Below are 13278 nucleotides of genomic sequence, written 5' to 3'. Positions count from 1 at the left end.
GGCTTCGCGGCGTAGCGCCTCGCGGTGCGATCGAGCTCGAGTGAGCGGGGCTGCATCACGACGCGAGTTCCCCGAGCTGACGTTCTATGGACTCCAGCCAGTCGAGCTCGGCCCTGGCGTGGGCGATGCCGTTGGCGAGTGTGGCCATGCGAAGCACGAATTCGGTCTCGGTGACGTTCTCCGGCACAGCGGCCGGAACAGCGATCATCTCCAGCGCCGCCAACTGCAGAGTCACGTCGTGTCTGCGCGCGTGGAGCAGTTTCCGAATCTCATGCGCTGGCATCCGGTCTGCGAAGAACAGGCGGGCCAGGAATGGTTCCCGAGTCGGTTGCGGCTCCATCGGCGACGCGAGCCATCTGTCGAGTTCTGCCAACCCGAGCTCCGTCGCACCATGTACGTGCTGGTTGGGCCGCCCACTCTGCACGACGGTCTCGCGGGACGCCATCCCCTCATCGACCAGACCCGTCAGCGTGCGATAGATCTGCGACTGATCCGCCGTCCAGAAGTGCCCGACACTCTCGTCGATGGTCTTCTTCAGGTCGTAGCCGCTCATCGGCCGGATGGAGAGCAGCCCGAGGATCGCATGGCGAAGAGACATACCTATAGGCTAGCGCATATATGTGCGCGATCCTATAGCTGATCTCGCCGGCTCAGTATCGCCGCCGGGCTACGCCAGCTCGATGAGCTCCTGGTAGTCGCGGCTCCAGTGGTCTTCGGTGCCATCGGGCATGATGAGCACGCGCTCGGGGTTCAGCGCCTCGACCGCGCCGGGGTCGTGCGAGACGAGAACGACCGAGCCCTCGTAGTGCGCGAGGGCGTCGAGGATCTCGGCACGGCTCGCAGGGTCGAGGTTGTTCGTCGGCTCGTCGAGGAGGAGCACGTTCGCCCCCGAGACGACGATCATCGCGAGTGCCAGCCGGGTCTTCTCTCCGCCCGAGAGCACGCCGGCCGGCTTGTGCACGTCGTCGCCCGTGAAGAGGAACGAACCGAGCACCTTGCGCGCCTCGGTCTCGGTGAGGTTCGGCGATGCGCTGACCATGTTCTGAAGCACCGATCGCTTGACGTCGATCGTCTCGTGCTCCTGCGCGTAGTAGCCGACACGCAGGCCGTGCCCGGCATCGACGATACCCGTGTCGGGCTGGTCGACGCCGGCGAGGATGCGGAGCAGCGTGGTCTTGCCCGCACCGTTCAGACCGATGATGACGACCTTCGAACCACGGTCGATCGCGAGGTCGACCGCGGTGAAGATCTCGAGCGAACCGTAGCTCTTCGAGAGGTCCGACGCGGTGATCGGCGTGCGACCGCAGGGTGCCGGCGTCGGGAAGCGGAGCTTGGCGACCCGGTCGACGGCGCGCACCTCCTCGAGACCGGCGAGCAGCTTCTCGGCGCGCGCGACCATCTGGTGCGCCGCTGCGGCCTTCGACGCCTTGGCGCCGAACTTCGCGGCCTGCAGCTTCAGCACGTCGGCCTTCTTCTCGGCGTTCGCACGTTCCTTCTTGCGCCGCTCCTCATCGGCGGCGCGCTGGCGCTGGTAGTGCTTCCAGCCCATGTTGTAGATGTCGATCACCGACCGGTTGGCGTCGAGGTAGAAGACCCGGTTCACGACGTCGCCGACGAGTTCGACGTCGTGGCTGATCACGATGACGCCGCCCTTGTAGCCCTTCAGGAACTCGCGGAGCCACACGACCGAGTCGGCGTCGAGGTGGTTGGTCGGCTCGTCGAGGATCATCGTCTGCGCATCGGAGAAGAGGATGCGGGCGAGTTCGATGCGGCGACGCTGGCCGCCGGAGAGGGTCTTCAACGGCTGGTCGAGGATGCGATCGGGCAGGTTCAGGTTCGAGGCGATGGAGGCGGCCTCCGCCTCAGCCGCGTAGCCGCCGAGCGCCGTGAAGCGGTCGGTGAGGTTGCCGTACTTCTTCATGGCCCGATCGGCGACCTCTGGGTCGTCGCTGCCCATGTTCATCGAGGCCTCGTGCATTCCGAGCACGAGCGACCCGAGCCCGCGGGCATCGAGGATGCGCGTGCGCGCGAGCATCTCGGGGTCGCCCGACCGCGGGTCCTGAGGGAGATAGCCGATCTCGCCGCCGCGATCGATCCGGCCGCCGGTCGGGAGCGACTCGCCGGCGAGTGTCTTCGTGAGGGTGGTCTTTCCGGCGCCGTTGCGACCGACGAGGCCGATCTTGTCGCCGTCGGAGACGCGGAAGTTCACGTTCTCCATCAGCACGCGTGCACCGACGCGGATCTCGAGATCATGGACGGCGAGCACGGCGATTCCTCCGAAGACGACTGGGTGGGTTGGCGTGCCGAGTGGCACAGCCTCCCAGTCTATCCCGCCCGGAACGGCACCGTCGCAACGCGAGCATGCTCGTCTCGCAGAACGGGGCATCGAGCGGATGTCGCCGGCTTCCGCCACACTCGGAGCATGACGACGCATGCCTCGACTTCGGCGGTGCGCACCGCCCGACTGGCCGCTCACGGTCTCGACGACGGGTTCGACTCCCCCGTCACTGCCGTCGAGCGGCTGGTCTGCCTTCAGGCGCAAGATCTCGCCGCCGCGAAGTGGGTGCTCGGGGCTCGGGTCGCCGGCACGACCGAGGCGACGATCGACGAAGCCATCGACAGGCGGCAGTTGCTTCGCTCGTGGCCGATGCGCGGCACCCTGCACTTCGTCGCCCCTGAGATGCTGCGGCCCATCCTCCGCCTCACGGCGGCGCGACTCATGCAGCAGGCGGCGAAGACCCACCGCGACGAAGGCATCGACGACGAGGTGCATGCCGTCGCCCGCCGCGTCGCGGTGCGCGAGCTCGAGGGCGGGCGGTCCGCGACGCGCAATGAGTTGCAGGTCGCCTGGGCGGCGGCCGGCGTCGACACCGCAGGCCAACGCGGCTATCACCTCATCTGGCGCCTCGCCAATGAGGGGCTGCTCTGCTGCGGCCCGGTCGAGACCCGCGCGAGGCAACGCTTCGTGCTGCTCGACGAGTGGTCGCCGCGCCGCTCCGACGAGCCCGAAGACACCGACGAGATCCTCGGGCGGCTGTTCGCCGGGTACACACGCGGTCATGGACCGGTCACTGTTCGCGACTTCGCCTGGTGGACGGGCCTCACGCTCACGCAGGCGCGCGTCGCGCAGGCCGCCGCCGGCGAGACGGTGACCCCGTTCGACGCCGAGCGCTTCGTCGCAGTCGACGCCCCCTCGGCCTCGGCCGAAACCGCCTCGGCCGCGCCGTCGGGCCGCCACGTGCTCGCATCGTTCGACGAGTACTTCCTCGGCTACGGCGACCGCACGGCGTTCTGCTCCGACGCCGACGCACTGCGCGTCGTGCCAGGCAAGAACGGCCTGTTCCTCCCGATCCTCGTCGCAGACGGAGAGGTCGTCGGCACCTGGCGCCGTGCGCCCGAGCGTCGCGGCACGACGTCGATCGACGTGACGCGGTTCCGCGGCCGTCCGGCGGTGAGCCGCTTCCGCCCCGCGTTCGACCGCTGGGCCGCATTCTGGTCGACCGAGCTCGGCGAGATCACGTCGACGTGAACCGACGACGAAGGGCCGGGTGCACGAGGCATCCGACCCTTCGCGAAGCCACGCCCGCTGCCTACTGCTCGAGGGCGGCCTGCAGCTCGAGCGTGATCGTCACCTGGTCGCCGAGCAGCACGCCGCCGGTCTCGAGCGCCGCGTTGTACTGCAGACCGAAGTCCTCGCGGTTGACGACAGCCTTCGCCGTAGCGCCGCCCTTGTAGTTGCCGAAGGGGTCGCCGCCGAAGCCGCCGAAGTCGAAGTCGAACGTGACCGGCTTCGTGATGCCGCGGATCGTGAGGTCACCGTCGACCTTGAAGTCGCCCTTCTCGACGCGCACGCCGGTCGAGACGAAGTCGATCGTCGGGTAGGTCTCGGCCTCGAAGAAGTCGCCGGTGCGCAGGTGTGCGTCGCGGTTCGGCTCGTTCGTGGTCACGGAGGCGACCTCGGCCGACGCGGTCACACTCGAGTCGAGCGGGTTCTCGGCCGTGATGAAGGTCGCGTCGAAGCGCTCGAACTTGCCCTTCACCTTGCTGATCATGATGTGGCGGATGCTGAAGCCGACCTCGCTGTGAGTGGGGTCGATCTTCCAGCTGCCGGCGCGGTACCCGGGGATTTCGATCGTCGATGCGGTGGTCGTCATGTTGAGCGGTCTCCTGTGTGTTCGATGTCGTGCGGCCGTTCGGCCACACGTATACAAACGCATAGACTGCACCGGTATTCCAGCCCGATCGAGATGTGTCAGCCGCTTCACGGGTTCAGCTCGAAAGCGTGCGACGCAGGGTGAGGACCCGCTCGACCGCGGCGTCGAGTTGCACCGGCGTGATGCGCCCCGTCTGCACTGCCCCGACGATCGCGCCGACGAGTCCGTCGATGGAAATGCCCACCGATGCGGGATCCGCCGGCAGTACGTACAGCAGGAGATCGGCTCCAGCCGCCACGGCACGCACGGCGTTCTCCCCCGGATCCGCATACTCGGCCAAGCCGTTGTGCTGGAGCATGAGCATGTCGTCGGTCACGATGACGCCGTCGAAGCCGAGCTCGTCTCGGAGCAGGCGGTGCCATTCCGGCGAGAGTGACGCCGGAGCCGGATCCACCGCGGGATAACTGAGATGGCCCGTCATGACGAGTTCGGCACCGGCGTCGATGCCGCTCGCGAACGGCAACGCAGGGCCGGCCCGCCATTCGTCGATCGTGAGGGCAGCAGACGGCACGCTCGAGTGCGAGTCGCCGGGTGCGGCACCGTGGCCCGGGAAGTGCTTGAGGGTGCTCGCCACGACTCCGCGCTCCCCCGCGACGGCACCCGAAACCCGCTCGGCCGCCCCGACGGGGTCGGTGCCGAGCACGCGCCCGAAGATGAACGAGTCGGGGTCGGGCGTGACATCGGCGACGATGCCGAAGTTCACGGTCACGCCGCTGTCGGCGAGCGCGGCGGCCCGGGCGGCGAATGCCGCCTGTGCGGCTGCAGGCGGCTCCGCGCGCAGGGTGTCGGCGGCCGGCGCGCCGTCCCACGGCAGGCGCTGCACCTCGCCGCCCTCCTCGTCGATGCCGATGAGCACTGGTGTCTCGAGGCCGGACTGCACGGCTGCCGTGAAGGCTGCGAGCTCGACCGGGCCGGCGGGCACGTTGTCGCCCATGAGGATGACTCCCGACACGCCCGCGTCGACGTAGGCGCGCACGGGTGCGGGGTCGAGGCCCGGTGCGTGCACCATGAGCAGCGCCGCCGCCTTCTGCTGGACCGTGAGCTGCGACATCCGTTCGTCGACCCACTCCGCGATCGGGTCGATCGGCGCCGGAGCAGGAGCGGCGCCCTGGGTCGGTGCGGCCGAAGGCGACGTATCGCGACTCGCGGCAGTGCCGGCGCATGCCGTCATCGCGAAGAGCACCGCCGCCATCAGGAGCGGCAGTCTCGCTGTTCGGGTGACTCGCACGCGAACGACTCTACGGCGCGTGTCCGAACGGGCGCCGAGAGCTGTCGTGGGTAGACTCGCGGCCTCGGAGGGGGTGTCGTGCGGATCGGACCGAGGTACGCGGCAACTGCGGCGGCGCTGATCGTCGCGACGTTCACGCTGCCCGCTGCGCCGGTGTTCGCCGAGGACTACCCGAGCTGGGAAGAGGTTGCCGCCGCGAAGCAGGATGTCGCGTCGCGCGAGGCCGAGGCGACCCGCATCGCCGGTCTAGTGGCCGCGCTCGAGACCACAGCCGCTGCGCTCGGCGATGCCGCGGTCGCGGCGGCCGGCGCATCTGCCTCCGCTGCGACCGCGTTCGCAACGGCAGAGCAGCGAGCCGCGACCCTCGAGGCGGCAGCGACGGCCGCAGACGCCGAAGCGGTCGCGTCGGGCGAACGACTCGGTCGGGTCGGCGCCGTGCTCGCACGTTCGGGCGGGGCGGATGTCACGCTGCGCCTGCTGTTCGCCGACGACACGTCGACCGACCTCTTGCAGGGCCTGTCGCGTGCCGCGCAGCTCACGAACGTCTACGGCACGATCGCCGATCAGGCCGAAGCTGCGAAGGCCGAGTCGGCCGCAGTGTCGGCCCAGGCCGACGTCGCCGAGCAGGAACGATCGCGACTCGCGGAGGCCGCGGCCGAAGCAGCCGCAGCAGCCGAGTCCGCGCACGAGGCCGCTGAGGCCGAGCTCGCGCAGCAGCGAACCGTCGTCGACACGCTCTACGCGCAACTCGCGAGCCTGCGCGACAGCACCGCCGCCCTGGAGCGGCAGTATCAGGCCGGCGAGCAGTTGCGGCAGGAGGCCGAAGCACGCGAGCAGGCCGCGCGAGAGGCGGCCGGCTCGTCCGGGGGTGTCGGCAGCGCCCCGCCGCCCGGCATCGTCGTCGACACCGCCGGGGCCAAGGCCTATGCCGCGAGCGCCGTCGCGCGGTACGGCTGGGGAGCCGGCGAATACGAGTGCCTCGTGAAGCTGTGGACTCGCGAGTCGAGTTGGCGGGCCGACGCGTACAACGCGTCGAGCGGCGCCTACGGCATTCCGCAGTCCCTGCCCGGCAGCAAGATGGCCAGCGCCGGCGCCGACTGGCGCACGAACGCCGCGACGCAGATCGAGTGGGGACTGTCGTACATCTCGGGCCGTTACGGAGCACCGTGCGGTGCGTGGGCGCACTCCGAGCGAGTCAACTGGTACTAGCGGTTCAGACAACTCGTGCAGGCATCCCCCGCCGGCGGTACAGACTGGTACTGATGCATGCTGAGACGACCGACGACGAACGCGCGGACTTCCGCCGTCACGGCGCCGAGGGAGTGCTGCTCCTCGGCGGCGGCGCCGCGATCCTGCTGCAACTGGCCGACCCTCGGGTCGCGCGCGGCGTCGCGAAGCACAGCGGGTTCCGCGAACGGCCGCTCGACCGCCTGTTCGGCACGCTCGACTACGTCTACGCGATCGGTTTCGGCGACGAGCGGCTCGCTGCCGAGGCGGTGCGCGCCGTCAATCGCCTCCATGCCCCGGTACGCGGCGATGCCGATGGCGGCCGACCCGCGTACAGCGCGTTCGACGCGGACGCACAGCGATGGGTGGCCTCCACCCTGCTCGCCGTCGCACTGACGCTGCACGAGAGGCTCGAGGGACCGCTGCCGGCTGCGACCGCCGACGGCATCGTTCGCGGGTACGCACCGCTCGGCGGGCGGCTCCAGGCCGCCGGTGAGGGCTGGCCCGAGACCCGTGCCGAGTTCGACGACTGGTGGCACGAACGGCTCGTCGCACTCGAGGTCGGCGACGAGGCGCGCACCGTCGCGAGGAGCCTGCTGACCGGGTCATCCGCTCTGCCGCTCGGCGCGGGGGTGCTGCTGCCGTTCGTGCGCCTCATGACGGCCGCACTGCTGCCCGCGCCGGTCAGAGCGGCCTACGGCTTTCGGTGGACGCCTCGCGTCGAACGCGTCGCGAACGGATGGCTCGGCGTGATCGCCACGGTCTGGCCGCTCCTCCCCCGAGCGATCAGGCACGCGCCGATGCGTGCATCCCTGCGGCGCGCAGAACGTCGCAGCCGGTACGCTGGGACTGAACCACGAGGACGATGATGACCCAGCAGGTACCGCACCGCAACGACGCGCTCGACAGTATCGATCGCCGCATCGTCGCCGAGTTGAGCCGCGACGGCCGTCTCTCGGTGCGCACCCTCGCCGAGCGCGTGCACATCTCGCGCACGGCGGCCCACAACCGGGTGCAACAATTGCAGCAGCGCGGCGTCATCACGGGCTTCGGCGCCCACATCGACCGCAAGGCGATCGGCCTGAACATCTCGGCCATCGTCGTCGTGCGCATCGGCGAGGTCTCGTGGGAGGAGATCGCGGCGAAGCTCGCGACGCTGCCGTTCGTCGAGAAGGTGCAGGCCGTCTCGGGAGACATCGACATCATGCTCACGGTGAGTGCGCCCGACCACGAGCAGCTCAGTCAGGCGATCCTCCGCGACATCCACGACATGCCGGGCGTGGTGTCGACGCGATCGCACCTGATCCTCGCCGAGATCGACGGTCATCCGCCCGCGCAGACGCTGGACATCTGGCGCAGCTGACCGCATTCCAGACGGACGATCGGTCGCGCTTTCGGAACCGCGGTGCCGTTCGTTCACGGTTGTTCGAGAGCCCCACCGCAGCCCGCCAGAGTGTTCGACGATGAAGGCATGAGCCTCAACGTCGAGCACGTCTCAACCCGCACCCTGCCGAGCGAGAAACCGCTGCGCCTGCTGGACAATGCCGGCCATGCGGTCACCGGTGCGGCGACCGGCGGCTTCGGCCTCCCCGACACCGAGACGCTGCTCGGGCTCTACCGCAAGATGGTCGTCGCCCGCCGCTTCGACGTGCAGGTCACGGCACTCACAAAGCAAGGGCGGCTCGCCACGTATCCCTCGGCGTACGGCCAGGAGGCCTGCGAGATCGGATCCGTCGCGGCACTCACTGCGGCCGATTGGCTCTTCCCGACCTACCGCGACACCATCGCGCTCCTGACCCGCGGCATCGAGCCCGCCGACATCCTGCAGTCGTTCCGAGGCGATTGGCACAACGGCTACGACCAGCACGCCCACCGCACGGCTGCGCAGGCCACACCGCTCGCGACACAGGCGCTGCACGCTGTCGGACTCTCGCACGCGGCACGTCTGCGCCGCGATCCGATCGTGGCGCTCACCTTTCTCGGCGACGGTGCAACGAGCGAGGGCGACACCCACGAGGCCTTCAACTTCGCGGCGGTCTGGCAGACGCCCACCGTGTTCGTCGTGCAGAACAACCAGTTCGCGATCAGCGTGCCCCTCGAGCGCCAGACCCGCGCCGCGACGCTGGCCGACAAGGCCGTCGGCTACGGCATGCCCGGCTACCACGTCGACGGCAACGACATCGCCGCGATGTACGCCGTCACACGCGCTGCGGTCGACCGTGCGCGCGAGGGCGGCGGCCCCACACTCATCGAGGGCGTGACCTATCGCATCGAGGCGCACACGAACTCCGACGACCCCACCCGCTACCGCACCGCGCGCGACGTCGAGCACTGGAAGCGCCGCGACCCGATCGAGCGTCTCGAGAAGTACCTCGTCTCCGAGGGAGCGCTCACCGAGGCCATGCGCACCGAGATCGCGGATGCCGCGGAGGCGCTCGCCGCCCGTACGCGCGAGGTCATGACGACCGAAGCCGAGCTCGACCCGCTCGAACTCTTCGACCACGTCTACGGGCGGGAGCGCAGCGCCCTCGTCGAGCAGCGTTCGGCCCTCGAGGCCGAGCTCGCGGCCGGCGCGTTCGCGGGCCACCAGGGGGCTGCGCGATGACCGCGACCGTGACGAGCAACGCGCCGGCCGAGGCATCCGCCCCGACGCAGTTGACGATGGCCGGCGCTCTGAACGCAGCCCTCCGCGATGCGATGGCGGCCGACGATCGCGTCGTCGTCTACGGCGAAGACGTGGGCCCGCTCGGCGGCGTCTTCCGCGTGACCGAGGGCCTGCAGGCCGAGTTCGGCGACGAGCGCATCTGGGACTCCCCCCTGGCCGAGTCGGGCATCGTCGGCACCGCGGTCGGCATGGCGATGTACGGCATGCGCCCGGTCGTCGAGATGCAGTTCGACGCGTTCAGCTACCCGGCGTTCGAGCAGATGGTCTCGCACGTCGCCAAGATGCGGAACCGCACCAAGGGGCGCGTGACGCTGCCCATGGTCGTGCGCATTCCGTGCGCCGGCGCGATCGGCGGCGTCGAGCACCACTCCGATTCCTCGGAGTCGTACTGGGCGTCGACGCCCGGTCTGACCGTCGTGATGCCGTCGAATCCCGCCGATGCCTACTCGATGCTCCGCGAGGCGATCGAGAGCGACGACCCGGTCGTGTTCATGGAGCCGAAGAGCCGCTACTGGTCGAAGGCGCCGCTCGCCCTGCCGGTGACGACAGCGCCGATGGACCGCGCCGAAGTCGTGCGCGAGGGCACCGACGTGACGCTCATCGGCTACGGACCGACGGTTCGCACGGCGCTCGAAGCGGCCGACGCCGCCGCAGATGAGGGACTCTCGATCGAGGTCGTCGACCTCCGCAGCCTCTCCCCCTTCGACGACGCCACCGTCGGTGCATCCGTGCGAAAGACGTCACGCGCCGCCGTGATCCACGAGGCCGCGCAGTTCGGCGGCTACGGCGCCGAGGTCGCCGCGCGGGTGACCGAGCGCAACTTCCACCACCTCGCGGCCCCGGTGCTGCGCATCGCCGGCTTCGACATCCCGTTCCCCTCGCCGAAACTCGAGGAGTACCACCTGCCGACCCCCGACCGCGTGCTCGCAGCCCTCGACACCTGGGAGTGGGACGCATGAGCCGCGACTTCATCCTGCCCGACCTCGGCGAGGGCCTCACCGAGGCCGAGATCGTCGCCTGGCTCGTCGCACCCGGCGACGAGGTGACGACCGACCAGGTCGTCGTCGAACTCGAGTCGGCGAAGTCGGTCGTGCAGTTGCCGACGCCGTTCGCGGGTGTCGTCGAGGCGCTCGGCGGCGAGGTCGGCGAGGTGCTGCATGCCGGCAGCGTGCTCCTGACGCTCGGCAGCGAGGTGGGGGCTGCGGATGCCGCGGCGCCCGTTGAGGGCGCGGCGCCTGTTGAGGTCACGGCGCCCGTTGAGGTCGCGGCGCCGGCCGAGCCCGGTGTCGTCACGAACGATTCCGCCCTCGCAGAGGAGTCCGGCGCTGTGCTGATCGGCTACGGCACCCGCCAATCGACCGTCACGAAGCGGGCCGCTTCAGCGCCGAAGCGGTTCGGTCGCCGCAGCGGAGGGTCGCTCAGCACCGGTGTCAGCGCGCCGGCGACCGCCGGTGGCTCGACCGGGCCGGGCTCGAACGGAGCCACCCGGCTCGACGCCGCGCGCCGCTCCCCCGTCGTCTCCCCGATCGTGCGGCGACTCGCTCGCGAACACGGCTTCGACGCCAGCCAGCTGCTCGGCACCGGCCACGACCACCTCGTGATGCGACGTGACGTCGAGTCGTTCATCGCCGAGCTGGGCGAGCCGGCGATGACGCCGAGTGCGGCGACATCCGCTGCCCCCTCGACGTCGTCGACGGTGACCGGCGAGACGCCGTCGCCCGTCGCCGACGGCGAAGGCGACCGTCGTGTGCCGCTCGACCGCATGGCGCGCGCGGCCGCGGCGCACTTCTCGCGCTCGCGCCGCGAGATCCCCGAGGCGACCGTCTGGATGGACGTCGACGCGACGGAACTGCGCGGCGCTCGCCGTCAGCTGCAGGAGGCGACCGGCGAACGGTTCGGCATCACCGCCCTCATCGCCCGCTTCGTCGTCGCCGGGCTCGCGAAGCACCCCGCGCTCAACGCCAGTTTCGACGCCGAACGCGAAGAGCTCGTCTATCACTCGGCCGTGAACCTCGGCCTCGCCGCGCAGACACCTCGGGGCCTGCTCGTTCCGGTCGTGCACGGCGCAGAACGGATGCCGCTGCGCGCGCTGCGCGACGCGATCACGACACGCACCGACGAAGCCGCCACCGGCGCGTTCTCGCCGTCGGCGCTGACCGGCGGCACCTTCACGCTCAACAACTACGGCACGCTCGGTGTCGACGGCTCAGCGGCGATCATCAACCACCCCGAGGCGGCGATGCTGGGCGTCGGCCGGTTCATCGAGCGCCCCTGGGTCGTCGACGGTGCGCTGGCCGTGCGCACGGTGACGGAACTGACGCTGTCGTTCGATCACCGAGTCTGCGACGGTGCCGAGGCCGCGGCCCTTCTCACCTTCGTGGCGCAGTGCATCGAGCGGCCGGTGTCGGTGCTCGCCGAACTCTGATCAGAAGAAGTCGTCGGGCGTGCCGGCGGCGCGCTCGACATCGCGAGTGTCTTGAGCGCCGGCCTTGAGCTTCGCGACGGCGACACGGAGGCCCGACTCCATCTGAGCGGCCCACGCGTCGGATTCACGAGCGGTGACCTCGGATGCGCGAGCGCGTGCCTCGCTGGCCTCCGCGGCGTCGCGTGCGTCTTTCACCTGACGGAGCGCGAGCGAGATGCCGTAGTACGCCGCCACCATGGTGGCGATCGGTGCCGCGATGATCGCCAGGGCGCTGATGGCCGCGCCGGTCGGGCTGAACGCGATCAGCAGCGCGAAGGCGAGGAAGAGCACGACGATCGCGGCGAGCACGACGAGCATGAACCGCAGTTCGCTGCTCCACTTGCGCCGGTCAGCCGAGTCTCGCGGCGCAGGTGCCGCGGCCGGAGTGGGCTCATCTCCTGGTGCCGGCGCGAAGTCCGGTAGCGCAGTGGTGGCGCCCGCCTCGTCGATGGTCGGACGTGTGTACGCGTCGGACATTACTGCTCCGCTCCCCTAGCATTTCGGATCAACCCCCCAATTGTGGGTCGGGCGGGTCGACTGGTCAAGGTGCCGCGCGGTGCGCGCGGAACCCGGTCGGCGGCGACCTCAGGTGGTCTCCAGATCAGGAGTCCGCAGCTGAGCGAGCCCCGTCTCGACCGCCGCGATCACGGCGGGATCGTCGGGTTGCGTCGCCGGTCGGAAGCGCTGCACCCGGCCGTCGGGGCTCACCACGAACTTCTCGAAGTTCCACTTCACGCGGCCGGCTCTTCCCGCGACATCGGCGACCGCTGTGAGTTCGGCGTAGAGCGGATGCCGGTGACGCCCGTTGACCTTCACCTTCTCCATGAGCGGGAACGTGACGCCATACGTCATGGAGCAGAACTCCTTGATGTCGTCACTGCTGCCCGGCTCCTGCCCGGCGAACTGGTTGCACGGAAAGCCGAGCACCGTGAACCCGCGGTCGCCGTACTCGCGCTGCAACGCCTCGAGCTTCTCGTACTGCGGAGTGAGGCCGCACTTCGACGCGACGTTCACGATCATCACGACCCGATCGGCGTATGCGGCGAGCGATGTCTGGTCGCCGTCGATCGTCGTGAGGGGGATCTCTCTGATGTCCACCCCTCGAGCCTACGGGTGGCGACATCACCCCGTGCCGATTCACATCGAATGCCAAGACGGGCGGTGTTCGGCAACCACAGCCGATCGGGAGTCCGACGCATCCCGGACGCCTCGCTGGTTCGCGCTGGTGCCTGACTGAATAAACAGTTAGTCTGGGCGCATGACACCACAATCCTCCGGATCGGATCGCATCATCGAAGCCGCCATCAGCTGTTTCGGAGAGCGCGGGGTCGCCGGAACCACGTTGCAGGGGATCGCACAAGAGGCGGGGACGAGCCAAGCGCTGATCGTCCATCACTTCGGCTCGAAACGGAACCTCGCGGATCGATGTACGACGGTGGTGCTGGCCCGTGCGGAGGCATTGGCACACTTTGTGCCAGAC

General features: G+C 69.6%; 13 protein-coding genes and 1 pseudogene. 8 read left to right on the top strand and 6 right to left on the bottom strand.

Features of this window, described 5'->3' with window-relative positions:
- Positions 1 to 55: 55 nt before the first annotated feature.
- Complete coding sequence (locus FHG54_RS09865) at positions 56 to 598, bottom strand: PadR family transcriptional regulator (protein WP_139417121.1); 543 nt, start codon at positions 596 to 598, stop codon at positions 56 to 58.
- Between the two features lie 69 nt (positions 599 to 667).
- Positions 668 to 2266 (bottom strand): ABC-F family ATP-binding cassette domain-containing protein, encoded by a 1599-nt coding sequence (locus tag FHG54_RS09860; protein ID WP_139417120.1) that lies wholly within the window; start codon positions 2264 to 2266, stop codon positions 668 to 670.
- 156 nt (positions 2267 to 2422) lie between these two features.
- On the opposite strand from FHG54_RS09860, the gene FHG54_RS09855 reads away from it, so the two are divergent.
- Positions 2423 to 3529, top strand: a complete 1107-nt coding sequence (locus FHG54_RS09855) for a winged helix DNA-binding domain-containing protein (RefSeq protein WP_168197154.1) — start codon at positions 2423 to 2425, stop codon at positions 3527 to 3529.
- Positions 3530 to 3590: 61 nt separating this feature from the next.
- Here FHG54_RS09855 and FHG54_RS09850 read toward each other — a convergent pair whose 3' ends face one another.
- On the bottom strand, positions 3591 to 4154 hold the full coding sequence (locus FHG54_RS09850; protein WP_139417118.1) for a YceI family protein: 564 nt from the start codon (positions 4152 to 4154) through the stop codon (positions 3591 to 3593).
- 115 nt (positions 4155 to 4269) lie between these two features.
- Positions 4270 to 5442, bottom strand: a complete 1173-nt coding sequence (locus tag FHG54_RS09845; protein WP_233437742.1) for a glycoside hydrolase family 3 N-terminal domain-containing protein — start codon at positions 5440 to 5442, stop codon at positions 4270 to 4272.
- Between the two features lie 78 nt (positions 5443 to 5520).
- On the opposite strand from FHG54_RS09845, the gene FHG54_RS09840 reads away from it, so the two are divergent.
- The 6 genes from FHG54_RS09840 to FHG54_RS09815 all read left to right on the top strand — a co-directional run bounded on the left by FHG54_RS09840 (position 5521) and on the right by FHG54_RS09815 (position 11759).
- Positions 5521 to 6651, top strand: coding sequence for an aggregation-promoting factor C-terminal-like domain-containing protein (locus FHG54_RS09840; RefSeq protein ID WP_139417117.1), 1131 nt, complete (start codon positions 5521 to 5523; stop codon positions 6649 to 6651).
- A gap of 53 nt (positions 6652 to 6704) precedes the next feature.
- Positions 6705 to 7538 carry an oxygenase MpaB family protein gene (locus FHG54_RS09835; protein ID WP_139417116.1) on the top strand — a complete coding sequence of 278 codons (834 nt, stop codon included), beginning with the start codon at positions 6705 to 6707 and terminating at the stop codon, positions 7536 to 7538.
- Complete coding sequence (locus FHG54_RS09830; RefSeq protein ID WP_210415425.1) at positions 7538 to 8032, top strand: Lrp/AsnC family transcriptional regulator; 495 nt, start codon at positions 7538 to 7540, stop codon at positions 8030 to 8032. Before FHG54_RS09835 ends, FHG54_RS09830 begins: the two co-directional genes overlap by 1 nt.
- A gap of 108 nt (positions 8033 to 8140) precedes the next feature.
- Positions 8141 to 9274: a pyruvate dehydrogenase (acetyl-transferring) E1 component subunit alpha gene (pdhA, locus tag FHG54_RS09825; RefSeq protein WP_139417114.1), complete on the top strand. Its 1134-nt coding sequence runs from the start codon at positions 8141 to 8143 to the stop codon at positions 9272 to 9274.
- Complete coding sequence (locus tag FHG54_RS09820) at positions 9271 to 10293, top strand: alpha-ketoacid dehydrogenase subunit beta (RefSeq protein ID WP_139417113.1); 1023 nt, start codon at positions 9271 to 9273, stop codon at positions 10291 to 10293. Before pdhA ends, FHG54_RS09820 begins: the two co-directional genes overlap by 4 nt.
- Entirely contained in the window at positions 10290 to 11759 is a 1470-nt protein-coding gene (locus FHG54_RS09815; protein WP_139417112.1) for a dihydrolipoamide acetyltransferase family protein, read from the top strand. The genes FHG54_RS09820 and FHG54_RS09815 overlap by 4 nt, the downstream gene beginning before the upstream one ends.
- Here the strand turns inward: FHG54_RS09815 and FHG54_RS09810 are convergent, their stop codons facing one another.
- Together FHG54_RS09810 and FHG54_RS09805 are read right to left on the bottom strand one after the other, a co-directional pair.
- Positions 11760 to 12275, bottom strand: a complete 516-nt coding sequence (locus tag FHG54_RS09810; RefSeq protein ID WP_139417111.1) for a hypothetical protein — start codon at positions 12273 to 12275, stop codon at positions 11760 to 11762. It lies immediately after the preceding gene.
- Between the two features lie 108 nt (positions 12276 to 12383).
- The gene (locus tag FHG54_RS09805; RefSeq protein WP_139417110.1) at positions 12384 to 12896 is read right to left on the bottom strand and encodes a glutathione peroxidase; all 513 of its coding nucleotides are present in this window, start codon (positions 12894 to 12896) and stop codon (positions 12384 to 12386) included.
- A gap of 160 nt (positions 12897 to 13056) precedes the next feature.
- On the opposite strand from FHG54_RS09805, the pseudogene FHG54_RS17140 reads away from it, so the two are divergent.
- Positions 13057 to 13164: pseudogene (locus FHG54_RS17140) on the top strand (TetR family transcriptional regulator); the annotation flags it as partial.
- Positions 13165 to 13278: the final 114 nt, after the last annotated feature.

The organism is Agromyces laixinhei (genome assembly GCF_006337065.1).
Lineage (GTDB): Bacteria > Actinomycetota > Actinomycetes > Actinomycetales > Microbacteriaceae > Agromyces > Agromyces laixinhei.
Note: the sequence above shows the minus strand (reverse complement) of the source record. Positions and strands in the feature narration are given on the sequence as shown.